Raw genomic sequence first — 24,089 nt, forward strand, 5'->3', positions numbered from 1 at the left:
ACTAAAATGATTCGGTTCTTTTTTTCTTCTAAAATATCAATAGCTTCTTGGTCGTATGATGGTGCGATAACCACTTCGCAAAATAGTTTATTTATTTCTTCAGCTGTTGCTATATCAATATTTCCATTCGCAATAAGTACGCCACCAAATGCTGAAGTAGGATCACCTGCTAATGCATCTAAATAGGCTTCTTTCATTGTAGCTCGTGTAGCCAAACCACAAGCATTATTGTGTTTTAAAATAGCAAAAGTTGGGTCGTTATGTTTGAATTCATTTATTAAATTTACAGATGCATCAACGTCTAATAAATTATTATAAGACAATTCTTTTCCGTGAAGTTTGGTAAACATTTTATCAAAATCTCCAAAGAAAAATCCTTTTTGATGCGGGTTTTCACCATAACGTAAAATTTGCCCTTTTTCTTCGCTAATTTTTAAATACGTATCTTCAGTATTGAAGTAATTAAAAATGGCCGTATCGTAATTTGATGAGGTATGAAACGCTTTTGTCGCTAAATGTTTTCTTTGTTCAATAGAAGTAGCGCCTTGATTTTCAGAGTAAAAATTTAAGAAAGTAGCATATTCATCTACAGATGCCACAATCACAGTATCTTTAAAATTTTTCGCTGCAGCGCGAATTAATGAAATCCCACCAATATCAATTTTTTCAATACTATCAGCTTCACTTGCTCCTGAAGCTACTGTTTTTTCAAATGGATATAAATCTACAATTACCAAATCAATTTGAGGAATATCAAATTCTGTCATTTGGGCTACATCGCCTTCGTGATCTTGACGGTTTAAAATTCCACCAAAAATCTTTGGATGTAAGGTTTTAACTCTACCGCCTAAAATAGAAGGATAAGAAGTTACATCTTCTACAGCTACAACAGGAACTTGTAAATTTTTAATAAAATCTTCGGTACCACCTGTAGAATAAATTGTTACATTATTTTGATGAAGTGCTTTAATGATTGGTTCTAAACCAGTTTTGTCAAATACAGAAATTAATGCCGATTTGATTTGTTTTGTGTGAGTCATTATGTTGTTGTTTGTTTTGAACTGCAAAAGTAACAATTTGATTAAGAAAATCCAATAGTTATAAACTGTAAATGAGAAACATTTCTAAATAATTTTCCTCTAAAAATTGTAACAAATATTCCTTTTTAACTACAAATATTTAAGATTTACATTTTATGATACTATATATTCGTTTACTTAAAGAAAGTTTTGCTTTTGCTTTTAATGCACTGAGAAGTAATAAATTACGAACGTTTCTTTCTTTACTTGGAGTTACTGTTGGTATTTTTTCTATTATTGCGGTTTTAGCAGCAGTGGATTCATTGAAGAAAAATATTGTTGACAGTTTAGACGGTATGGATAAAAACACCATTTATTTATTTAAATATTCTTTTGGACCAACAGAAGTTGAAAAATGGAAGCGCGACCAATTTCCGCAAGTAAAATACGATGAATATCAATATTTGCAAAAAAGTATGCCTGATATTGATAAAATTTCATTTAATTTTTTTACGAAAAATCAAAGTATAAAATATGACGACAATACTGTAAATTCTATTCGAGTGAAGCCGTCTACAAATGAATTTTTTGAAATTGAACCGTTTAAAGTCGATAAAGGTAGGTTGTTTAATGAAGTCGAATCCAATTCAGGTACATCAGTAATTGTAATTGGAAGTGAAGTTGCAGAAGGTTTATTTAAAGGTAACGAACCTATTGGAAAGCAAATTAGACTTTACGGTCAACGTTTTACAGTTATTGGCGTACTGAAAAAAATGGGTCAAAATGCCTTTGGGGATTCTAATGATGTGGCTGTTTTTTTACCTGTAAATAATATGAGAAAACTATATGGTGATAACAGTGTTATTTTTACGCCAGCCATTTTAATCAAACCAAAAGCCGGAGTTGATATTGAAGAATTTAAAGCGGAATTGACTAATAAAATGAGAAGTATAAGAGGTTTGCGTGCGGGAGAAATTAATAGCTTTTTTGTAAACATTCTGTCTGGTTTTACCAATTTTATTGATGACATTATTGGTAAAATGAATATTGCAGGATGGGGAATAAGTATTTTTTCTCTTTTAGTTGGTGGTTTCGGAATTGCAAATATTATGTTTGTTTCTGTTAAAGAACGCACTAATTTAATTGGAATTCAGAAAGCTTTAGGCGCAAAAAACCGATTTATATTGTTTCAGTTTTTATTTGAAGCGGTAATTTTAGCTATGTTTGGTGGATTAATTGGAATTGTTTTGGTTTGGTTAATTGCCTTAGTTTTAACAAACGTATTAGATTTCGAGTTTGTTTTGAGTTCTTTTAATATTTTATTAGGCTCAAGTTTGTCCATAATTATCGGATTAATATCAGGAATTTTACCCGCTATTTCAGCTTCAAGATTAGATCCTGTAGAAGCCATTCGAACAGGGATGTAATTCTTTTATTCAATAAAAAACCCGATTTGTTTTAATTCAAATCGGGTTTTTCGGTTTTATATTGTATTAATTACAACACATATTTCAAGCTAAACACCACAAAACGAGGTTGTACATAGAAACTCGTAAAACTTGTAGAACCACCTAAGGCATTAAAGCTGTTGTCGTTTAATGCAGTTGTATTTAATAAGTTGGTTGCACTAACTTTATATTCAAATTTACTATCTCTTTTTTGATATGATAAGGATGCGGTTAAGAAATCATATTCAGTATCAAAAGTTTTCGCTTTATCTCTGTTGTGAAAGAAATTGTATTCAGATGTAAATGAAAAGGCATCTAAAAAGAAATATTCTAGCGTTACCGATGGATTATCTACATAATTTATCTGATTTTGAAAATCGTTTATTCTGTATTCGTAGGCCAATTCAATATTCGGTATTTTTTTGAAATTGGTTGAAAATTTCATTTCATAAATTTGTGTAAATGATTTGGTGTTCTGAATAAACTCAGAATTATCAGGATTTACACGAATATTGTTATTTGTGCTTTTACTTAAATTTACAATTCCATTTGCTTTAAAATAACGAGCAAACGATTTTCCATAATTAAAAAATCCTGAAAGCGACTCATTTGGAAAATTAGAATTGATGTTTACCGAACTTGAAACTTGATTAATACCTGTTAATAAAGCACGGTTGGTAATAATTTCAGTTTGTTTTGAATAGGTAATATTAGCAGAAATATTTTCCATATTAAACATACTAAATTTAAAAAAACGCAAAGAGTGTACTTGTGAAATTGAATTTTCTAAGAATCTATTTCCGCTAAATAAACTGTTATAATTTGAAAACACATACCCTTGTGCCAATTTTACGACATCTGTAAAATTATTAGTTAATGAGAAATTGTACGATAATGTTTGTGATTTTTTCATTTGCCATAATGCAAAGAAATCAGGTAAAACTCTATTGAAACTCATATTATTTACGCTGTTCAATTGGGTGTCACTAGTATTAAATTGATGTAAAGTAACTCCTGGATTAAAAGTAAATTTCCCAACCAACATTTTATAATGTAAGCCTACAAAAGCATCGTTAAATACATAATTTACTTTATTGGTGTTTTGACTATCGGATAAATTATTTTGGGTGCCATTATCTAATGTTTGAAACATATTTGAATTAAAGTTTTGATACGAATACGTGTTTCCAATGGTAACGTTAATGTTGCTTTTTGGTGTTACCATATAGTAGTAATCAAATTTTGCATCCGTTTTATTTGTTTTAATAAATCGGTTTTGATTGATGCTGTTTCTTGATTGAGCACTATTGTATCCTGCCAAAATAAATGGTTGTATTTGTAAATTGGCATTATAAAACGGATCTTCTTGTTGAAATAAATTTTGCATTTCAAAAGCAAATACATTTTTATCGTTTAGTGTATAATAGTAGTTTAAGTTTTGATTTAATGAAATAGGTTGTTGGTTTTTTTCTGTTAAAATATTCCCTTGTAAACTTGATACTACATTTTGTCTATCCAATTGATCAGATGTTTTTAGTAATGCATCGTAATCCAGGTGCATTTTGGTAGAAGGTACGTAGCTACTACTTAATTTAAACAATCCTAAATTGTTTCTCTGTCTAGAAATGTCTTGACGTGTTTCTGTAATATTTACGGTTGACCCATTTGGCAATCTATCTACACGATTGTAAACATTGTCGGTTTGTAAATCGGTTTTGTTGTACGAGTAAATACCAAATCCACTAATTGTCCATACTTTCGAAGGATTATAAGAAAAGTTTGCCGCGCCAAATTTCGTATCAATATTTTTTGCACGATTGTTTCTCAAACTTCCAATTCCCAAATCGTTTGAAGAAACATTAAAACTAGAACCCCCTTTTCGCATCATATTTCTAAATCCTCCTGTAAATTTAAAATAGTCTTGCGTGGTAAGCGGTAACTCACCAATATTATTTAAATTACCTATTAAATTAACGCTGTATTTTGGACTATAATAAAATAATTTTGGATTAACGATACTTCTGTTTTTCGAGTCTATAATGCCTTCTCCAGCAAGGACATCACCAAACCAAAAGTTGGTTTTACCTTGTTTTAGTTTGATATTAATAGCAATGTTTTCTTCATTATTTTCTAATCCTTTTAAATTAGAAACTTCATTATAATTTCTTAAAACTTGTACTTTATCAATAGCATCTGCAGGTATATTTTTCACACCTAATTTTGTGTCGCCATCAAAAAAATCTTTACCATTAACCATTAACTTTTGTGCCGTTTTACCTTCTACAGAAATTTCACCGTCTTTGTTAACAGATACGCCAGGTAGTTTTTTAAGTACATCTTCTAACTTCTTTTCGGTTCCGTTGGTAAACGAATCGGAATTATAAATAATGGTGTCCCCACTAATTCTTACAGGCATTTCTCGAACAATCTCAACGGTTTCAATGGTATTTGAACTTGATAATACAATATTAAAAGTTTGGTTTTCTTTTGTAGTTGTAATTTTTTGTTCAAAAGGCGCATAACCTATATAACCGGCTTTAATAATATATTCTGTATTGGCTTTTAAGTTTAATGAAAATTCCCCTTTTTCACTGGTGATGTTGTACGCATCCATCGCTTTTGTAACTTGGTTAATGGCCATTACATTGGCTGTTTCTATAACCAAATTGTCGCTATCTTTCAGTATTCCTGAAACCTTTACCGATTGTGCGTAACTTATTCCAGTAAGAAATAAGCTTAGTAAAATAATTATTTTTTTCATTAAGTCTGTTTGTTAGTTTTTTATTTCACGAATCATAATAGGACCGTCATTGTCTTCCATTTGTTTCTGCATTTTTTTCTCGTATTTTTCATATTCTTTTTTGGAAATGACTTTACCAGAATTCGGAATTTTTATTTTTACTGTTTCGTTATTTTTTATACTTACTTTCGTGCAAAAGTAAATATAATTTTCATTTTCAAGTTGTAAAATTAATCCCGGCAAACCCCATACGCCATTTGGACCAAAACTAACAGGTATTTCACTGGTGTACCAAGCTGTAATAGTTTGTGGTTCTGGTTTTTTCATTTCAAAAAAAGAAGGTTTTCCGTTTTTTGTTTTTTCTTGATAACGTTCGTATGCTTCTAAATCATTTTTAGAAACAGGTTCAGTATAAGTTGCTTTTACACAGTTATAATCACCAATTATTTTTGTTTCGTTGGAAATTTCCCAAGCAATTTTTGGTAACGAATCTTTTATCACAAATTCATCGCCAAAAATATCTTCTTCAGTGTATGAAATTTTATCTTTTGTATTCATATATTTATCTCCATCACCAGACATACTTATAGAAACCGATATACCACCTTGCGTTGGATTTGGTTTCTCTAATGCTACAACTTCTTCAAAAAGCGCTTCGTTTTTATTGAATGTTAAAAGGTAGTTTTTTTGAAATGCTTTTTTCATAGCTTCTTCAAACGCTTCTTTATCTATTCCTGCTAAAGCATCTTTCGCCGATTCTTTTTCAGATTCTTTTGAAATAGAAACAGCTTCTTTTTTAGATTTATTTTGAATGGTTTGATATTCTACTTTTCCATAAAAATCTTGCCCAAAAAGGGTTGCAGAGAAAAGTAGTAAACAGAATTTAGATATATTTTTCATAATATTTTGGGATTAATTAAAGTTGCTGTCTTATCTAGAAAATCTCATTTGCATACCACCTCTTGATCCAGGTCCGCCACCCATTTCACTCATTTCTTTCATTTTTTTAATCATAATATCGTCATATTCTTTTTGAGTGACTTTATCACCACCAGTTGGTGCTTTAATTTCGATTTTTTCTTTTACATTCAGTACTAATTTCGAACACATAATTACGGTTTTGCCATCGTTAACTTCCATAATTAATCCTGGTAAACCCCAATATTCATCAGGGCCTTGATTTACAGGAATTTCTGGACAATACCAAGCAGTTACAGTAACTTCTTTTGGCATATCTATTTCGGCAAAAAAGTTGGTTTTCTTTTCTTCTTTTTTTTCTGTAGTTGCCTTTTCGTCAGTTTTTACTTCTTCAGTATCTTTTTTAGGTTCTTCTTTTTTTCTTCTAAAATTTCTAAAATCCGTTTTACTTGCTTCTTTTACTGCAGTTGCTTTAAAACAAGTATAATCGCCTATTTTTTTAGATTCGTCACTTAGTACCCATTTTAAATTTGGTAAGGAATCTTTAATTAAAAATTCTTTTCCAAATACTTCTTTATCAACTGTGTATTGTTTTTCTTTAACGTTTTTAAAATACGTTCCGCCACCGCCCATAAAAGACGCCATCATTCTTCCGCCACCTCCTTGTCCAGGTGCATCAAGTTTTTCTTCTTCTTTATATATCGAGGCCGATTTATCGAAATTTAGAACGAATGTTTTTTCAAACATTTTTTTCATTCTTTCCATAATTTGATTTTTCATTTCTGGCGTCATATCTTTGTTTCCGTCAAAGTTTTTTGCAAATTCGGCTGTAGACGTTTTAGATTCGTAAACTGCCATTCCCTGGAAATCTTTTTGTGCAGTGGCCATAAAAGTAGTTAAACTCAATACGGCTAAGAATATTTTTTTCATTTTTAGTTAATTTTATTCAATATTAGACTCTAAAAATAGCTAATAGTTACACTATAATTTGTTATTTTTGTGTTAATATTTATTGTATGCGAATTTTACTCCTTTTTTTACTATCTGTTTTTTATTCCTCGGCTCAACAAATTGAAGTTGAAAAGGTAACTTCATTGCCAAATAAATACGATACGTTTTGGGGAAATGACCTGTCAGGAAAATATTATTTTTCGAATAGTAATACATTATACAAAGTTAGTAAATCCGATACAGTAAACTACGCAAATAATAACTTTGGAAAAATTTCAAGTGTAGAAACGTTTAATATGTTACAAACGCTTATTTTTTACAAAGAAAACAACGCTTTTGTGTTGTTAGATTCGCAGTTTAATGAAATTAATTCGAGTATTTTTTCGGAAATTAATTGCGAGTTTTTAAAGCCCGCTTCTCAAAATGAATTGTGGTTTTATGACAGTTTAAGTCAGCAAATAGGATTATATAATTTAAATTCTAAAAAAATAAAATTTCTTTCAAATCCTATAAAAAATATCTCGTATTCGCAATCGGATTATAATTATTTGTATTGGATTGACACTGAAAGAAATTGCTTTTCGATATCAAAATTTGGTAAAATAGCCACATTAGGAAAAGCAAATCCGTATCAGAAAACAGTATTTTTAAATCAAAACGAATTGTTTTATCTGTTTGACAATAAAATATATTATTATACTTTTGAAAATCAATTATCACAACAGGTTAATATAAATGAAAAATTGATTGAAAATTTTTGTTATACAGATGGATTTTTTTCTATTTTTACAAACTATCAATTAAGTACCTATCAAATAAAAAAATAACATATGCATATAGCTATTGCAGGAAATATTGGGGCTGGAAAAACTACATTAACAAAGCTATTATCCAAACATTTTAAATGGGAAGCACATTTTGAAGATGTAGATGACAATCCGTATTTGGATGATTTTTATCATTCAATGGAACGTTGGAGTTTTAATTTGCAAATTTATTTTTTAAACAGTCGTTTCAGACAAATTTTAGAGATAAGAAAATCAGGTAAAAAAACCATACAAGATAGAACCATTTATGAAGATGCTTTTATTTTCGCGCCCAATTTACACGCAATGGGTTTAATGTCTAATAGAGATTATACCAATTATAAATTACTTTTTGATTTGATGGAAGGTTTAGTGGGAGCGCCAGATTTACTTATTTATTTAAGAAGTTCAATACCAAATTTAGTAGGGCAAATTCATAAACGCGGAAGGGATTATGAAAACTCTATTTCTATAGATTATTTAAGTAGATTGAATGAGCGTTACGAAGCTTGGGTTACTACATACACAAAAGGAAAATTATTAATTATCGATGTGGATGATATAGACTTTGTAAACAATCCTGAGGATTTAGGAAACATAATAAATAGAATAGATGCCGAAATAAACGGTTTATTTTAAATTTAAACGCCTCAATTGAGGTGTTTTTTTTATGTTTTATTCATTCATAACATCAAATAAAGACAATACCTTAGTTTCTTGAGTTGGTTTTTCGGTCTTAATTATCTTTGGAATTCCAGGAAGTAAATCAAAATAATTTTCTTCAAAAAAAGCATCTTTTGCTTGTAAGTACACGTTTTTTGCAAGTGTATTTGTTTTAAGCTCGATAAGCGTTTCGCCCACTATTTTTAGTTCAATAGTTGGATTTTCTAGTTGTAACTCTTTTGGTTTTACAAAGTAATGATACGCAATAGATTTTTTCTGATTGCTAGTAAATTCAATCTGCAAAACTGTTTTTTCTTTTACAAATTTTGGTAATTCTGTATTCAAAATCTGCATACAAGTTGTATTTCTTTCAACGTTCAAAACACATTCCTTTGAAGCAGTCCAAAGTTCATTTCCAGAAAAATCAAGTAACTTAACGGATACTATTCCTTCTTTTACTTCCAAATTATCGTTACTTCCAATAATTGAATATCCATCCGAATTTTCTGTTACTGCTAAAAGTATCGGAGAAAAGCTTTCTTTGACTTGGTAATGCGCCGCTTTCCAATTGCCGTAATAATCCAAAGTACTCCATGAAGTTACAGGCCAACAATCGTTTAATTGCCAATATAAAGATCCCATGCAATAGGGTTTCGCTAATCGGTGCGCTTCAATTGCGATTTTCATTCCGTGAGCTTGTAGTAATTGCGAGACATAATTGTATTTTTCCATAGAAGTTGGCACAGGAAAATCTCGGTTCATATATTCTTTAATTGTTTCAAAACCGGTAGGATGTTTTTGATGATTTTTAAACGCTTCTGAAGTAAAATTAAATTCTTCTTTAGCAATTACTTTTTGCAACATTTCTAAATTTGGCATCCCTTGAAAGCCATATTCACTCATAAATCGACCAATTTTTTTCTTATAAATTTCAAAAGGTTCTTTGCCCCACCAAACGCCCCAATAATGCGAATCGCCTTGGGTTAAACTTTCTTTTCTTCCCCAACCAATTGAAGGTGAAGAAGGCCAATACACATTTTTCTCTTTTGGAAGTAATCTATCTAAAGTCTTCGGAATCATTTCATGAAATACTTTTTTGTAATCGTTCCAAATTTGAGTCGAATCGGCTTTTGAATAATTAAATTGTTTTTGCCAACCCCAATTGTGCCAACCTTCGTCGTTTTCGTTATTGCCACACCAAAGTGCTATACTTGGATGATTTTGCAAACGATTTACGTTATCAATTACTTCTTGTTTTACGTTTTCTATAAATTTTTCATCACCTGGATACATCGCGCAAGCAAACATAAAATCTTGCCAAACTAAAATTCCATTAGCATCACAAGCATTGTAAAATTCGTCATCGGCATATACGCCACCGCCCCAAACACGAAGCATATTCATATTTGCTTTTCTGGCGTTTTGAATTGTCTCATGATAACTTGATGGTGTTTGTTTTGGAATAAAACTATCTGGCGGAATATAATTTGCCCCTTTCATAAAAACTGGTTTCCCGTTTAATTTGAAATAAAAGCTTGTTCCAAATTCATCTTTATCTTGAACTAATTCAATGGTTCGAAGACCGATTTTTAGTTCTTTTTTATCTAAAATTTCACGATTTTGTTTCAATGAAAAATGAAATTCATATTGATGTGGAAATCCTAATCCGTTGCTCCACCACAATTTTGGATTCGAAATTTCATAGGGCATTTTTACTTTATTCGTTCCTTTTTTAAGATGAAATGTTTCTGCTTTTTCATTAATTTTCAATTGAATTGTTTTTACTTCAGAAACACGAATTTCAGTTGTAAATTCCAAAATCGCTTTTTTATCATTCAATTCGACTTGACTGAATTTTATGTTTTCGATTGTAGCTGAATTCCAAAATTTCAATTGCACTTTTTTCCAAATTCCGGCAGTTACAAATCGGGGACCCCAATCCCAACCAAACTGATATTGTGCTTTTCTTACAAAAACACGTTCTTTTTCGGGTAAGGTATAAGGTAATTTTACGGCTTCTTCTTTTCCTTTTTGAACGGCTGATAGAAATACAATTTTTAGATGATTTTTTCCTTTTTTAAGATGGTTTTTCGCTGAAATTATCCATTTTCGAAACATATTATCCGCTTCTAAAACCATTTTCCCATTTATATAAATAGTAGCATAGGTGTCTAATCCATCAAATTCTAATTCGATATTTTCATTGGAAATTTCTTTTTCAGATAACGAAAATGTAGATTCGTATTCCCAATTTTCATTTTCAATCCATTGCAATTGTTTTTCATTGGCTCCGTAAAATGGATCAGGAATTAATTGGTTTTCATATAAATCGGTGTGAACGGTACCGGGAATAGTTGCCTTGTGTTTTTTTGTTTCGTTTTGCTTATTGAATGTCCAATTTTCTGATGACAAATTACGATAGGAAGTCTGTGCTGAAACCGAAAAGCAAATTATAATCAAAAACAAGAATATTTTTTTAAACATATCAAATCATTTACGATTGCAACTTTTCCTTTAGTTGGGTAATTTCCTCTGGATTTGCAATTTCAGTTCCATCGGTTATAGCGGATGAATGATACCAATTTGCATTGACGATTTGATTCAATTCTGAAATATTGGTTGAACGCAATCCGCCACCTGGCATAATTTCGATTCTATTTTTTGCTTGTTCAACTAATTTTTTCAAGACTTCTTTTCCTTCCATTACATTAGAAAATGTGCCTGAAGTTAATAATGTTAAAAATCCGGAAGCAATAACATCTTCCAAAGCTTGTTCATAATTAGAAACAGCATCAAAAGCACGATGATAAGAACAAGGAAATGGTTTTGCCAATTCAACTAAAGCTTTATTTTGTTCGATATTAATTGTTTTATCTTCATTTAAAATTCCAAAAACAAATCCGTTAACGTTAAGTTTTTTGATGGTCTCGATTTCCGATTTCATTTGTTGAAATTCTACTTCTGAGTAAACAAAATTTCCTCCTCTTGGACGAATCATTATATATAAATCGATAGATAGATTTTTTCGAGCTTGTTGAATGATTTCGATTGACGGCGTAGTTCCTCCATCTGAAATATTAGCACATAATTCGACTCTATCCGCACCTGCTTTTTGAGCAAGTGTTACAGATTCGAGATTGAAACAAGCGATTTCTATTTTTTTATTTTGGAACATAAATTATGAATATTTGCCACGGATTACACAAATTCTCACGGATTAAATAATCCTTAAAATCCTTTAATCTGTTGCGAAAAATTATTTCAAAAAGTAATTGGCATCTATTAATCTATTTCCAGTTGCATCATAAACAGCATAATTGAAACCGCCTTGTATACAATAGGAACCATATTCTCCTTTTTTATTCAAAGCAATGAATCCAACTTGAATGTCTTTTAATTCTTTACCTCGATTTTTAGTTAGTTTTACAATTCGCATTACCGCTTCTTCACAAGCTTTTTGAGGAGACAAACCTTGTCGCATTAATTCTACCACCAAATGGCATCCTGTAATTCGAATGACTTCCTCGCCGTGCCCTGTTGCAGTTGCAGCACCAATTTCATTATCTACATATAATCCTGCACCAATAATTGGGGAATCACCCACACGACCGTGCATTTTAAATGCCATACCGCTGGTTGTACACGCACCTGATAAATTTCCATTTGCATCCAAAGCAATCATTCCGATGGTGTCGTGGTTTTCGATATTCGCAATGGGTTTGTATTGGCTCGTTTTTAACCAATCTTTCCATTCTTTTTCGGAGTCTTCAACTAATAAATTTTCTTTTTTAAATCCTTGTGAAAGCGCAAATTGTAACGCTCCTTTTCCGACCAACATCACGTGTGGTGTTTTTTCCATCACTGCTCTGGCGACAGAAATAGGATGTTTGATGTATTCCAAACAAGCTACCGAACCAATATTCGAAAATTCGTCCATAATACAAGCATCAAGTGTTACCTTGCCGTCTCTATCAGGTCGGCCACCATAGCCTACGCTGCGTTCATTTGGATCGCCTTCCGGAATTTTCACACCCGCTTCTACGGCATCTAAAGCCCTGCCATTTTTGCTTAAAATTTCCCAAGCGGCGGCATTGGCTTCAATTCCGAATCGCCAAGTGGAAAGCACTATTGGTTTTTGAATCGTATTTAACGCCACTTTATTTTCAACAGTTTCAGTCGTATTTTTGAAACTTGTAAGCGCCAACCCTGCAGTGGCTAAAGCGGTTTTCTTTAAAAAATTTCTTCTATTTGTCATCCTATTTATTCTGTAAATGAGGTTTTTCTATAATTGATGTTGTTGTTTTTTAGCCAAATTTCTTGTGCTTGCAAACGGGTTTTAAAATCAATAAAATTTTCTGGATTTGCGGTTCCCCATAAAACTTCGGCAAGCGCAGACATTCTTGGCATAATCATATATTCAACTTGTTCTGGAGTAAGAATATATTCCGTCCAAACATTGGCTTGCGCGCCTAAAATATATTTTTGTTCTTCTAAAATAAGTTCTTTCGGCATTGGATTAAAATTATAGACTTTTTCTAAAGAAGTAAATCCGCCAATGGCTAACGGTTCGTTTTCTGGTTTTCCTTGATAATGATCAAAATAACAATGCGAACCAGGTGTCATTACTACATAATGTTTTTGCTTGGCTGCTGCAATTCCGCCTTCAGTTCCACGCCAACTCATCACGGCAGCGTTTGGAGCTAATCCACCTTCCAGAATTTCATCCCAGCCAATAATTTTTCGACCTTTACTATTTACAAATTTTTCAATGCGTTGGATAAAATAACTTTGTAATTCGTGTTCGTCTTTTAATCCTTTTTCTTTTATAATTTTTTGGCAATGTGCACAACTTTTCCATCGTGTTTTTGGGCATTCATCACCACCAATATGAATGTATTCAGAAGGAAATAAAGCCAGTACTTCGGACAGCACATTTTCTAAAAACGTAAACGTTTCTTCTTTAGGGCAATATACATCATCGAAAACGCCCCATTTTTTACCCACTTCAAAAGGGCCACCAGTACAAGATAATTCTGGATAAGCAGCCAATGCAGCAAGTGAATGTCCGGGCATTTCGATTTCTGGTACAATTGTAATGTGTCGTTGTGAAGCGTAAGCTACTACTTCTTTAATTTCTTCTTGCGTGTAAAAACCACCGTATTTTACATCATCAATTTTTTGGTCGTCATAACGCCCTACCATCGAACCATTTCGCCACGCTCCAACCTCTGTTAATTTTGGATATTTTTTGATTTCAATACGCCAACCTTGATCTTCGGTTAAGTGCCAATGAAAAGTATTCATTTTATAATGCGCTAAATAATCAATGTATTTTTTGATAAATGAAATAGGGAAGTAGTGCCTGCAAACATCAAGGTGCATACCACGCCAAGCATATTTTGGTGCATCTGAAATATTTATCCAAGGGATTGCAATTTCGTTTTTTTTCTCAAACGGAACCATTTGCAATAACGTTTGAATACCATAAAAAAGTCCTTGATTAGTTAGGGCTGAAATAACTATTTCTGAATCAGATACAACTATTTCATATTGCTCTTTGTTGAAATTTGCAATTTTAGGTTCTAGTAAAACCAATTGGATGTTTTTAGAATTATTTTTTGAAGTTATTTTTAGATGTAATCCTGTTTGAATTTGTATTGCTTCTTTTAAATAATTAGCTTCAAATGAATTTTCATCGGCTTGAATATACGTTTTTGCGTTAATATAAAAACTACCTTTTCCTACTAAAGTGTTTTGTGGTTTTGGTATAAATGCAATATTGTTTTGAGAAAAACTCAACGAGATTAATAAAAATAATAGAAATGTAAAGGTTGTTTTCATAAGTAATTATTTATGTACAGGATAAATATACAAAATAATTGCATAAAAAAAACCGCACATTGCTGTGCGGTTTTCTAATTTTATAAATAATCTTTTATTTTAAAGCTTCAACTTTAGCCTTAACTTCTTCTAACGAACCTTCAAAAGTTTGAACATTTACACTCTTGTTTATAGAAGTTGTAACTGTAGCTTTTGCTTTTCCATTATTATTTGTAATTTCTACTTTAACTTTTTTATCAGCGTCTTTAGAACAGCATGATTTTTCTCCTTCTTTTCCAATGAATTTACCATTAGCATCGTAATGAGACATACACATTTCTTTCTCTTCTGCAGAACAACCTAAAGAATCACACATTTTTGCACATTCATCTTTAGTCATAGTTGCGCATTTTGTCATATCGCATTTACCCATTTCTGAAATACTATCACCGTTAATTTTGATAATTGTGTATTTCATTTCTTTTTTAGTTCCTTCAGAATGACCTCCTAAAATAGGTGCGATAACCAATCCAATTAAACACGTTAATTTAATTAAGATGTTCATTGAAGGACCAGAAGTGTCTTTAAATGGATCTCCAACAGTATCTCCAGTTACAGCTGCTTTGTGAGCATCCGAACCTTTGTATGTCATTTCTCCATTGATTTCTACACCTGCTTCGAAAGATTTTTTAGCATTATCCCAAGCACCACCTGCGTTGTTTTGGAATACTGCCCAAAGCACACCTGAAACGGTAACTCCTGCCATATAACCACCTAACATTTCAGCAATTAATTGATTATCATCTGGGTAAACTAATTTTCCTAAAAGGACAATTGCAATTGGAAAACCGATAGTTAAAATTCCTGGTAACATCATTTCGCGTAAAGCGGCCTTAGTTGAAATTTCAACACATTTACCATATTCTGGTTTACCAGTTCCTTCCATAATTCCTGGAATTTCTTTGAACTGACGACGTACTTCGTACACCATATCCATTGCAGCTTTTCCAACAGAATTCATTGCTAATGCAGAGAATACTACAGGAATCATACCACCAATGAATAACATCGCTAATACAGGTGCTTTGAAAATATTAATACCGTCAATTCCTGTAAACGTTACATAAGCTGCAAATAAAGCTAACGATGTTAACGCTGCAGAAGCGATTGCGAATCCTTTTCCTGTTGCAGCTGTTGTGTTACCAACTGAATCTAAAATATCTGTACGCGTACGAACCTCTTTTGGTAATTCGCTCATTTCAGCAATACCACCTGCATTATCAGAAATAGGTCCGAATGCATCAATTGCTAATTGCATAGCTGTTGTAGCCATCATTGCAGAAGCAGCCAAAGCAACTCCATAGAATCCTGCAAAAGCATATGAAGCCCAAATTGCAGCAGCAAATAATAATACGGTTGGGAAAGTTGAAATCATACCTGTTGCTAAACCTGCAATTACGTTAGTTCCTGCACCAGTTGATGATTTTTGTACAATTGCTAAAACTGGTTTTGTACCTAAACCTGTATAATATTCAGTAACTGATGAAATGGCTCCACCAACTATTAATCCTACAATTGTAGCATAGAAAACACGCATTGAAGAAATATCTTTTAATCCTTCTCCGTAAAATTCCATTTTCATTGTTGCAGGTAACATATATTCTACTAAAAAGTAACACGCTACTAACGTTAAAAGTATAGAAACCCAGTTTCCAATATTCAATGCTTTTTGTACTTGTGCTTCTTTTGCATCATCACTTGAAATCTTAACCAACATCGTTCCGATGATAGAAAATAAAATTCCAAAACCTGCGATGGCCATTGGTAATAAAATTGGTCCGATTCCGCCAAAAGCGTCTTCGATTTTACCACCCATATCTTTAATTACATAATTTCCTAAAACCATAGCTGCTAAAACCGTTGCTACATAAGATCCGAATAAATCGGCACCCATACCAGCTACGTCTCCTACATTATCACCCACGTTATCAGCAATAGTCGCTGGGTTTCTTGGGTCATCTTCTGGAATACCTGCTTCTACTTTTCCAACTAAATCTGCACCAACGTCAGCAGCTTTGGTATAAATACCACCACCCACACGTGCAAATAATGCAATTGATTCAGCTCCTAAAGAGAAACCTGCTAATGTTTCTAAAACTACGGTCATATCTTCCGTATTTGTCCAAACACCGCCTGGCATAAAATATCTAAATAATAATATGAAAAAACCTGTTAAACCTAATACAGCTAATCCAGCTACTCCTAATCCCATTACTGTTCCTCCACTAAATGAAACTTTTAGTGCTTGTGGTAAACTTGTACGAGCCGCTTGTGTTGTTCTTACATTTGTTTTTGTAGCAATTTTCATACCCATATTTCCTGCTAATGCTGAGAAAAAGGCTCCAAAAATAAACGCTACAACAATAAATAAATGTGTTTTAACTCCAGGAATGAAAGTGATTCCAGCCAAAACAATACTTGCAAGAATTACAAATACAGTTAATAATCTGTATTCCGCTTTTAGGAAAGCCAATGCTCCTTCATAAATGTAATCTGAAATTTCTTTCATTTTACCGTCTCCGGCATCTTGTTTTAATACCCAAGCACGTTTCATTGCCATAAAAAGCAATCCAACAATTGCCATTACAATTGGCAAATAAATCATAAAATTATTCATAGTTTTTTGTAAATAGTTAATTTTAATTTAATCGAGCAAAAATACACAAAAAAGGCAATTATTCTAATGATAATTGCCTTTTTTAATAAAAATTGTTAAATTTTTTTTTATTTTATGCTGAATAAACCTTCTGGTTTGTTTTCAATTGCTTCAAATCGTTCGGTGCATTCTTTAATGATGGCACGGGCTTCATTTACATCTCCCCAACCTTCTACATCTACATTTTTATTTTCTAAATCTTTATATACTTGAAAAAAGTGTTCAATTTCTTTTACTAAGTGTGGATTTACGTCACTTAAGTCGTTTAATGAATTCCAAATTGGGTCTGAAACCGGCACACAAATTACTTTTTCATCAGGACCTTTATCATCTGCCATATGAAACACTCCAATAGGTTTTACTTCGATAACACATCCTGGAAATGTTGGCTTGGTTACTAAAACTAATACATCCAGAGGATCACCGTCTAATGCTAACGTTTCTGGAATAAATCCGTAATCTGCAGGATACATCATTGACGAGAATAGCATCCTGTCAAAACGCATTCTTTTTAAATCAAAATCATATTCATATTTGTTTCGACTTCCTCTTGGAATTTCCACCAAAACATCAAATGTTGTTACTTTATCTGCTGTCATTTTTGTATTTATTTATCGACTGCAAAGGTAGAAAAAAGTTAGAGCTTAGGGTTTAGCACGTATTCGATTTCTTAAATTATAGATTTTATAATAGCAAAAATACATTTACCATAAAAAAACATTAAAAAAATTATGAAAAATTAATTTTTTTAAAATAACAAGGATGTTGGTCATTTAAAAATAAAAACCAAAACCTACTCGAATTGTGAATTTTCGAGCTTCAGGAATATCAAAATAACTTCCACGCCAAGAGGCATCCACTCGCATTACTTTAAAAATATTACCTATTCCGGCTGAGTATTCGTAATACCCATCTACTGGTGCTTGATAAATTTGCCCAGAAGCATTAAGTACTTTGTTTTCGTTTGAAACGGAACCATAAACGGCTTTTACACCAATGATTTCTCTCCAGTTTAGTTTTCTAAGTAAGGGCACTCTTGAAAATAATTTTCCATTAAAATTATGTTCCAAATGAAGTGAGGTATATTGGTCGGCTACAAAATCGTAATAGTTTAATAAATTATAGGTATTATCGATAATAAAATACGACTGATTACCAGGAATAATTCCCATTAAAGACAAAGGAACTGTTCCGAAAGTTTTTCCTACTTCTAAAGTGGTGAATAATCGGCCAAATCCACCAATTAATAAAGGTTGACGATAAAAAAGTTGTAATTTTGAATAGTTGAAATCGCTATTTAAAACCCCTTTTAAACCTTGAGAATAACTTACAAAAATTCTTGGATAATTTAAATCTACTTCCATTCGATCCACACCATAACCAATCATTTTTCTATTTGGCGTATAGTTGATTAAGAAATTGACTTCAGATTGAGTTATTTTGTTAGCTGTTTTACTAAAAGTGTCATCTGTAAAATAGTCCAATTTAAATTCTGGCGAAGCAGATGATAAGGTTCTGTATGAAAAACTACTTTCGAAAACCAGATTTTTAACGGGTTCTATTTCGAAACCTAAATTGGTTAAATTTACATTGGTTAATTTATTGTTTATGCCACTTGAGAAAAACGAAGAAGAAGCAAAACTTCTACCCAATATATCATTTGAAGTGGTTAAGCTTACGCCAATTTGCTCTACATCTCTTCGGTTTCCAAAAGAGGCAATAAAGCGATTTTTCTTATCCAACATTACTCGAGCATTGATTCCGTATTTTATTTTTTGGTCTTTAAAACCATAAGCAGTGTATCCTTGAATGCGCCACGGGTCGTTAGGGCCAAAGTACGTTCTTCCTCCTAATCTAATACGTTGCCCTTCTACATCATTGTATCCGAAAGTAGAGAAAATAGGTCCGATGTCAAATTTTCCAACTTGAATGTAGCCACTTCCTAAAATAGATACTAAATTGTAAAACCTTTTAATTTTTGGAACTGTTTTTAGGGTATCGAGCATTTCATAAATTCCTTTTTCATTAGAATTTAAACTTTCAAATCGATTTTCTTCCCAATATTCATCTGTTTTGGTAAACGCTTCTTTATTAAAAGTATTGACTTCTTCCCGGTAAAATTTATCGTCTTTTTCGTTATTGAATTGATGATTTTTGAACATAGTTGTTCGTTTTCCGTACATACCATTTGAACCTTCTTTTTTGGTTAGCGCAAAATCCGTCATCATATGATCTCGTTTCAATAAAAAAACCGAATCGTTTAGCACATCAAATTCTTGCTCAATATAAATATCTCGCACCCAGTTGATATTGGCACTTTTACTGGCTTCCATATTGATACTCTTAATGGCATAAGTAGAATCGTTTACCCAAAAATCACCTTTAAAAGTCAATTCATTTTTTCTTCTCGGGTAGTATACAATATTATAACACCATTTTTTATCAATAAATGTACTGTCTGCTAAAACGTAATTATATACTTGAATTCCAGTTCGGGATAAAGGACTTACAAAATCTTTATCAAAAAATTTAAGGTAGTTGTTGTAAATATCGTAATCGGCATATAAATCTTTTAAAAATGCATTAACCCCATCGTTATTTGCATTTCCAAATCCTGAATATTTATTGGCTTCTAAAACGTCTTTTGTTTTGTTTTTTACATTGTCGCCATATACTTTGCTTTTGGTTTCGTTAATGAAAATAGGCAAGAAATTTTTACCAGTAATGGCTGAAGTGTCCACGTGTTGAAAAATAAATTCTACATTTTTGAAGATTTTATTTTTCATAAATGTGCTGTCTATAGAATTAATATCAAATTCAATTTTTTCATACTTATCGTATTCGTATTGATTAAATTGTCGCAATCCATTTTTCTTTTTTCTTTCCCAAATTTTTCTAAGAATATCTATAGCAGGATTGTTTTTCTTTGAAGTTTTTCCGCCATACACTTTTACTTCGGCAATTTCGTTTGCGTTTTCTAAACTAATTTTTAAATCGTAATTATGTTCGCCAGAAAGCGATATTTCTTTGTCTTTATACCCAACAAAGGAAATCACTAATGTAGGATATGTTTTTTTTGATTCGAGATAAAATTTTCCATTTTCATCGGCAATTACGCCTTCTGCGGAATTTTTAAATGCTACCGTTGCATAAGAAACAGGTTGTTTGGCGTCATCTAATATAATTCCACTTACTTTTGTTTGGGAAAAAGTAAAGGTTGAAATTAATAAAATAAGACTGAGAAGGTTTTTCATTTGGGTAATAATTATAAAAAAATCCCGATAAAATCGGGATTCAAATATACTTTATTTTAAAGTAGTAGACAAATCGAAAAAATTATTAAAAAAACTATTATCTAATTGCCTAATTATATGTTTTTATTTTTTATACATAACTTTTTTAACAGCTTTTACTACATCATTACTGTTTGGTAACCATTCTTTTAATAAAGTTGGTGCATATGGCGCAGGTGTATCAGCAGTTGTGATACGTTGGATAGGTGCGTCTAAATAATCAAAAGCACGTTCTTGAACCATATAAGTAATTTCTGAAGCAACAGAGGCAAACGGCCACGCTTCTTCTAAAACGACTAATCTATTTGTTTTTTTAACCGAATTAATAATACAGTCGTAATCCATTGGACGAACGGTTCTTAAATCGATAATTTCACAAGAGATGCCTTCTTTTGCTAATTCTTCAGCAGCAAGATGTGCTTCTTTGATAATTTTACCAAATGAAACGATAGTCACATCAGTACCTTCGCGTTTGATATCAGCTACTCCAAGTGGAATAATGTAATCACCTTCTGGAACTTCACCTTTATCACCATACATTTGTTCAGATTCCATAAAAATTACAGGGTCGTTATCACGAATGGCAGCTTTTAACAAACCTTTTGCATCATAAACGGTACTTGGAACAACCACTTTTAATCCTGGAGTATTGGCAAACCAGTTTTCAAAAGCTTGCGAGTGTGTTGCTCCTAATTGTCCTGCAGATGCTGTTGGTCCACGAAAAACCATTGGCATAGGAAATTGTCCTGCCGACATTTGACGCATTTTCGCCGCATTATTTATTATTTGATCAATTCCAACTAAAGAGAAGTTGAACGTCATATATTCTACAATTGGTCGGCATCCGTTCATAGCTGAACCTACTGCGATACCTGCAAAACCTAATTCTGCAATTGGTGTATCGATAACACGTTTTGGTCCAAATTCATCAAGCATACCTTTTGAAGCTTTATAGGCTCCATTATATTCTGCAACTTCTTCTCCCATTAAGTACACCGTTTCATCACGACGCATTTCTTCGCTCATTGCTTCACAAATAGCTTCTCTAAACTGTATTGTTCTCATAAAATTAATTCTAAAACTTAGTGAATGGCAAAAATAATAAATTTTAATGAGTACGCTCATTAAAATTTAATATTTTTACTCAATCGATTTCTTTAATAATATCTTATCAAATTCTTATTTTTACTTATTTAAATTCAACAATTCATAAAATTTATTTAATTTTTGTGAAAAAACAATATTTTATATGCGTGCATAATATTTTTTTAAAACATTTTTTGTAATTTCGTGGCATCAATATAAAATCAGTATAAAAATGAAAATATTAGTTTGCATCAGTCACGTTCCTGATACTACTTCAAAAATTAATTTTGTTAATAACGATACCGAGTTTGATACAAATGGGGTTCAATATGTTATTAATCCGAATGACGAGTTTGGTTTAACCAAAGCAATTGTGTTAAAAGAGCAAAGTGGTGCCCACGTAACTGTTGTTAATGTAGGTGGTGCAGATGCCGAAGCGACTTTAAGAAAAGCCTTAGCCATTGGTGCGGATGAAGCGATTCGTATAAATACCAATCCTACAGACGGTTTATTTGTTGCAAAACAATTGGCTAACGTGGTGAAGCAAGGTGGCTACGATTTAATTATTGCAGGTACAGAATCTATTGATTATAATGGAGGTATGGTACCTGGAATGTTAGCTGGATTATTAGGTTTTAATTTTGTAAATGCTTGTATTGGAATTGAAATTTCTGGCACTGAAGCTACAACGATTAGAGAAATTGATGGCGGTAAAGAAACGGCTACATCAAGTTTACCTTTAATTATTGCAGGTAAAAAAGGTTTGGTTGAAGAAAAAGATTTAAGAATTCCAAATATGCGTGGTATTATGACCGCCAGAACGAAAGCATTAAATATTGTTGAACCAACTTCAGATGCAACTGCCACTTCTTCAATAAAATTTGAAAAACCAGCGGCAAAATCAGCAGTAAAATTAATCAGCGCAGATAATATAGATGAATTAATTAATTTATTACACAACGAAGCTAAAGTAATTTAATTGTAAATCGCAAAACGTAAATCGTAAATAAAAAGATATGTCAGTTTTAATATATACAGAATCAAACGAAGGTAAATTCAAAAAAGTAGCTTTTGAAATTGCTTCATATGCAAAAAAAGTAGCCGATATGCTTGGAACAACAGTTACTGCCGTTTCAATTAATGCTACAGAAAATAATGCTTTATCTGCTTATGGAGTGAGTAAAGTGTTAAAAGTAACAAATGATAAATTAACGTCATTTAATGCAAAAGCTTACGCAGATGTAATAAAGCAAGCTGCAGAAAAAGAGGGTGCTAAAGTGGTAATATTAGCTTCAACTACAGATAGTTTACACATAGCTCCATTGGTAGCTGTACATTTAAATGCAGGTTTTGCTTCAAATATAATTGAAGCGCCTTTAAGTGTAACTCCATTTCAAGTTAAAAGAAGTGCTTTTTCTAACAAAGCATTTAATTTAACAGAAATTGCTACAGATGTAAAAGTTTTAGGAATTTCTAAAAATTCATTCGGATTGATTGAAAATGCAACTTCATTAACGGAAGAAGATTTTTCACCAGCTTTATCTGATGCAGATTTTGGCGTGAAAGTTATCAATTCAGAAAAAACTACTGGTAAAGTAACCATTGCTGATGCTGAAATTGTGGTGTCTGCAGGACGAGGATTAAAAGGGCCTGAAAATTGGGGTATGATTGAAGAATTGGCCACTGTACTTGGTGCGGCAACCGCTTGTTCGAAACCCGTTTCAGATATTGGATGGCGTCCACACGGAGAACACGTAGGGCAAACAGGAAAACCAGTTGCGGCTAATTTATACATAGCTATCGGAATTTCTGGAGCTATACAGCATATTGCAGGAATCAACTCTTCTAAAGTAAAAGTGGTAATTAATACCGATGCCGAAGCGCCTTTCTTTAAAGTAGCCGATTATGGTATTGTAGGCGATGCTTTTGATGTTGTTCCTAAATTGATTGAAAAATTAAAAGCTTTTAAAGCGGCAAACGCATAATTTTTTATATATTGTGCCTCCTAAAAAGGCTATCTAAATACGATAGAAATATCCAATTTAGATAGCCTTTTATTTTATAGAAAATATTTTTATAGTACATTTGAATAAAGTTTAAGTACAAAATGAGTTTAGTTAAATTAACCATTAAAGGAATATCGTATAGTCAAACACAAAATGGAGCCTATGCTTTAATTTTGAATGAAGTAGATGGCGACAGACAATTACCAATAGTTATTGGTGCCTTTGAAGCACAATCAATTGCTATTGCTTTAGAAAAAGAAATTACGCCACCGCGTCCTTTAACACACGATTTATTCAAAACCATCGCAGATAAATATGAAATTGTTATTACTCAAGTGATTATTCATAAATTAGTAGACGGTGTTTTTTATTCCAGTATTGTTTGCGAAAAAGAAGCAAAAGAAGAAGTAATCGATGCGAGAACTTCTGATGCAATTGCGTTAGCCTTACGATTTAATGCACCTATATTTACTTACAAAAATATATTAGATAAAGCTGGAATTTTCTTAAATAAAAACAAACAAGAATTGCATTCAGACGAAGAAATAGATGACGACGATATACTTTCTGAACCTGAAGTATATGGCGAAGAAGAACCGCAAAACATATATTCAAAATTTTCC

The 24,089-nt window shown here is 32.0% G+C and carries 18 protein-coding genes; 6 read left to right on the forward strand and 12 right to left on the reverse strand.

Annotated features, from left to right (window positions below):
* Window positions 1-1,040, reverse strand: a 1,040-nt coding sequence (purH, locus tag ABWO04_RS04285; protein WP_353077642.1) for a bifunctional phosphoribosylaminoimidazolecarboxamide formyltransferase/IMP cyclohydrolase, incomplete at its 3' end; no start/stop codon positions are given.
* Window positions 1,041-1,195: 155 nt separating this feature from the next.
* Between purH and ABWO04_RS04290 the strand changes: the two genes are divergently transcribed.
* Window positions 1,196-2,446 carry an ABC transporter permease gene (locus ABWO04_RS04290; RefSeq protein ID WP_353077643.1) on the forward strand — a complete coding sequence of 417 codons (1,251 nt, stop codon included), beginning with the start codon at window positions 1,196-1,198 and terminating at the stop codon, window positions 2,444-2,446.
* Between the two features lie 70 nt (window positions 2,447-2,516).
* Here ABWO04_RS04290 and ABWO04_RS04295 read toward each other — a convergent pair whose 3' ends face one another.
* Genes ABWO04_RS04295 through ABWO04_RS04305 form a run of 3 tightly spaced genes read right to left on the reverse strand, consistent with a single transcriptional unit; the run spans window position 2,517 to window position 7,055 of the window.
* Window positions 2,517-5,228 carry a carboxypeptidase regulatory-like domain-containing protein gene (locus ABWO04_RS04295; protein ID WP_353077645.1) on the reverse strand — a complete coding sequence of 904 codons (2,712 nt, stop codon included), beginning with the start codon at window positions 5,226-5,228 and terminating at the stop codon, window positions 2,517-2,519.
* 12 nt (window positions 5,229-5,240) lie between these two features.
* Window positions 5,241-6,107 carry a GLPGLI family protein gene (locus ABWO04_RS04300; RefSeq protein ID WP_353077646.1) on the reverse strand — a complete coding sequence of 289 codons (867 nt, stop codon included), beginning with the start codon at window positions 6,105-6,107 and terminating at the stop codon, window positions 5,241-5,243.
* Window positions 6,108-6,137: 30 nt separating this feature from the next.
* Complete coding sequence (locus tag ABWO04_RS04305; RefSeq protein ID WP_353077648.1) at window positions 6,138-7,055, reverse strand: GLPGLI family protein; 918 nt, start codon at window positions 7,053-7,055, stop codon at window positions 6,138-6,140.
* Between the two features lie 86 nt (window positions 7,056-7,141).
* On the opposite strand from ABWO04_RS04305, the gene ABWO04_RS04310 reads away from it, so the two are divergent.
* Window positions 7,142-7,903, forward strand: a complete 762-nt coding sequence (locus ABWO04_RS04310) for a hypothetical protein (RefSeq protein ID WP_353077650.1) — start codon at window positions 7,142-7,144, stop codon at window positions 7,901-7,903.
* 3 nt (window positions 7,904-7,906) lie between these two features.
* A complete protein-coding gene (locus ABWO04_RS04315) occupies window positions 7,907-8,521 on the forward strand; it encodes a deoxynucleoside kinase (RefSeq protein WP_291240914.1) in 615 nt (204 codons plus the stop codon).
* A gap of 36 nt (window positions 8,522-8,557) precedes the next feature.
* On the opposite strand, the gene ABWO04_RS04320 is transcribed toward ABWO04_RS04315, so the two are convergent.
* The 8 genes from ABWO04_RS04320 to ABWO04_RS04355 all read right to left on the reverse strand — a co-directional run bounded on the left by ABWO04_RS04320 (window position 8,558) and on the right by ABWO04_RS04355 (window position 21,439).
* Window positions 8,558-11,029, reverse strand: a complete 2,472-nt coding sequence (locus tag ABWO04_RS04320; RefSeq protein ID WP_353077652.1) for a beta-mannosidase — start codon at window positions 11,027-11,029, stop codon at window positions 8,558-8,560.
* Between the two features lie 10 nt (window positions 11,030-11,039).
* The gene (locus ABWO04_RS04325) at window positions 11,040-11,720 is read right to left on the reverse strand and encodes a copper homeostasis protein CutC (RefSeq protein WP_353077654.1); all 681 of its coding nucleotides are present in this window, start codon (window positions 11,718-11,720) and stop codon (window positions 11,040-11,042) included.
* Window positions 11,721-11,801: 81 nt separating this feature from the next.
* Entirely contained in the window at window positions 11,802-12,800 is a 999-nt protein-coding gene (locus ABWO04_RS04330) for an isoaspartyl peptidase/L-asparaginase family protein (RefSeq protein ID WP_353077656.1), read from the reverse strand.
* Between the two features lie 5 nt (window positions 12,801-12,805).
* Entirely contained in the window at window positions 12,806-14,386 is a 1,581-nt protein-coding gene (locus ABWO04_RS04335) for a beta-N-acetylhexosaminidase (protein ID WP_353077658.1), read from the reverse strand.
* Between the two features lie 94 nt (window positions 14,387-14,480).
* Entirely contained in the window at window positions 14,481-17,042 is a 2,562-nt protein-coding gene (locus ABWO04_RS04340) for a sodium-translocating pyrophosphatase (RefSeq protein WP_353077660.1), read from the reverse strand.
* 107 nt (window positions 17,043-17,149) lie between these two features.
* The gene (locus ABWO04_RS04345; protein WP_353077663.1) at window positions 17,150-17,680 is read right to left on the reverse strand and encodes an inorganic diphosphatase; all 531 of its coding nucleotides are present in this window, start codon (window positions 17,678-17,680) and stop codon (window positions 17,150-17,152) included.
* 174 nt (window positions 17,681-17,854) lie between these two features.
* Window positions 17,855-20,335, reverse strand: coding sequence for a DUF5686 and carboxypeptidase-like regulatory domain-containing protein (locus tag ABWO04_RS04350; RefSeq protein ID WP_353077665.1), 2,481 nt, complete (start codon window positions 20,333-20,335; stop codon window positions 17,855-17,857).
* 123 nt (window positions 20,336-20,458) lie between these two features.
* Window positions 20,459-21,439, reverse strand: a complete 981-nt coding sequence (locus ABWO04_RS04355) for a pyruvate dehydrogenase complex E1 component subunit beta (protein WP_353077667.1) — start codon at window positions 21,437-21,439, stop codon at window positions 20,459-20,461.
* Window positions 21,440-21,692: 253 nt separating this feature from the next.
* Here ABWO04_RS04355 and ABWO04_RS04360 point away from each other — a divergent pair, with 253 nt between their 5' ends.
* From ABWO04_RS04360 to ABWO04_RS04370, 3 genes are all read left to right on the forward strand, one after another.
* Window positions 21,693-22,439 carry an electron transfer flavoprotein subunit beta/FixA family protein gene (locus ABWO04_RS04360; RefSeq protein ID WP_353077669.1) on the forward strand — a complete coding sequence of 249 codons (747 nt, stop codon included), beginning with the start codon at window positions 21,693-21,695 and terminating at the stop codon, window positions 22,437-22,439.
* Window positions 22,440-22,476: 37 nt separating this feature from the next.
* Complete coding sequence (locus ABWO04_RS04365) at window positions 22,477-23,445, forward strand: electron transfer flavoprotein subunit alpha/FixB family protein (RefSeq protein ID WP_353077671.1); 969 nt, start codon at window positions 22,477-22,479, stop codon at window positions 23,443-23,445.
* 122 nt (window positions 23,446-23,567) lie between these two features.
* A partial coding sequence (locus ABWO04_RS04370) for a bifunctional nuclease family protein (RefSeq protein WP_353077673.1) occupies window positions 23,568-24,089 on the forward strand: 522 nt, incomplete at its 3' end.

This window comes from Flavobacterium sp. (assembly GCF_040382755.1).
Classification (GTDB): Bacteria; Bacteroidota; Bacteroidia; order Flavobacteriales; family Flavobacteriaceae; genus Flavobacterium.

Coding starts and splice junctions, on each gene's coding strand:
- ABWO04_RS04360 (WP_353077669.1), top strand. CDS start 21,693: ATGAAAATATTAGTTTGCATCAGTCACGTTCCTGATACTACTTCAAAA.
- ABWO04_RS04305 (WP_353077648.1), bottom strand. CDS start 7,055: ATGAAAAAAATATTCTTAGCCGTATTGAGTTTAACTACTTTTATGGCC.
- ABWO04_RS04345 (WP_353077663.1), bottom strand. CDS start 17,680: ATGACAGCAGATAAAGTAACAACATTTGATGTTTTGGTGGAAATTCCA.
- ABWO04_RS04320 (WP_353077652.1), bottom strand. CDS start 11,029: ATGTTTAAAAAAATATTCTTGTTTTTGATTATAATTTGCTTTTCGGTT.
- ABWO04_RS04295 (WP_353077645.1), bottom strand. CDS start 5,228: ATGAAAAAAATAATTATTTTACTAAGCTTATTTCTTACTGGAATAAGT.
- ABWO04_RS04355 (WP_353077667.1), bottom strand. CDS start 21,439: ATGAGAACAATACAGTTTAGAGAAGCTATTTGTGAAGCAATGAGCGAA.
- ABWO04_RS04365 (WP_353077671.1), top strand. CDS start 22,477: ATGTCAGTTTTAATATATACAGAATCAAACGAAGGTAAATTCAAAAAA.
- ABWO04_RS04300 (WP_353077646.1), bottom strand. CDS start 6,107: ATGAAAAATATATCTAAATTCTGTTTACTACTTTTCTCTGCAACCCTT.
- ABWO04_RS04335 (WP_353077658.1), bottom strand. CDS start 14,386: ATGAAAACAACCTTTACATTTCTATTATTTTTATTAATCTCGTTGAGT.
- ABWO04_RS04290 (WP_353077643.1), top strand. CDS start 1,196: ATGATACTATATATTCGTTTACTTAAAGAAAGTTTTGCTTTTGCTTTT.
- ABWO04_RS04315 (WP_291240914.1), top strand. CDS start 7,907: ATGCATATAGCTATTGCAGGAAATATTGGGGCTGGAAAAACTACATTA.
- ABWO04_RS04330 (WP_353077656.1), bottom strand. CDS start 12,800: ATGACAAATAGAAGAAATTTTTTAAAGAAAACCGCTTTAGCCACTGCA.
- ABWO04_RS04340 (WP_353077660.1), bottom strand. CDS start 17,042: ATGAATAATTTTATGATTTATTTGCCAATTGTAATGGCAATTGTTGGA.
- ABWO04_RS04310 (WP_353077650.1), top strand. CDS start 7,142: ATGCGAATTTTACTCCTTTTTTTACTATCTGTTTTTTATTCCTCGGCT.
- ABWO04_RS04350 (WP_353077665.1), bottom strand. CDS start 20,335: ATGAAAAACCTTCTCAGTCTTATTTTATTAATTTCAACCTTTACTTTT.
- ABWO04_RS04325 (WP_353077654.1), bottom strand. CDS start 11,720: ATGTTCCAAAATAAAAAAATAGAAATCGCTTGTTTCAATCTCGAATCT.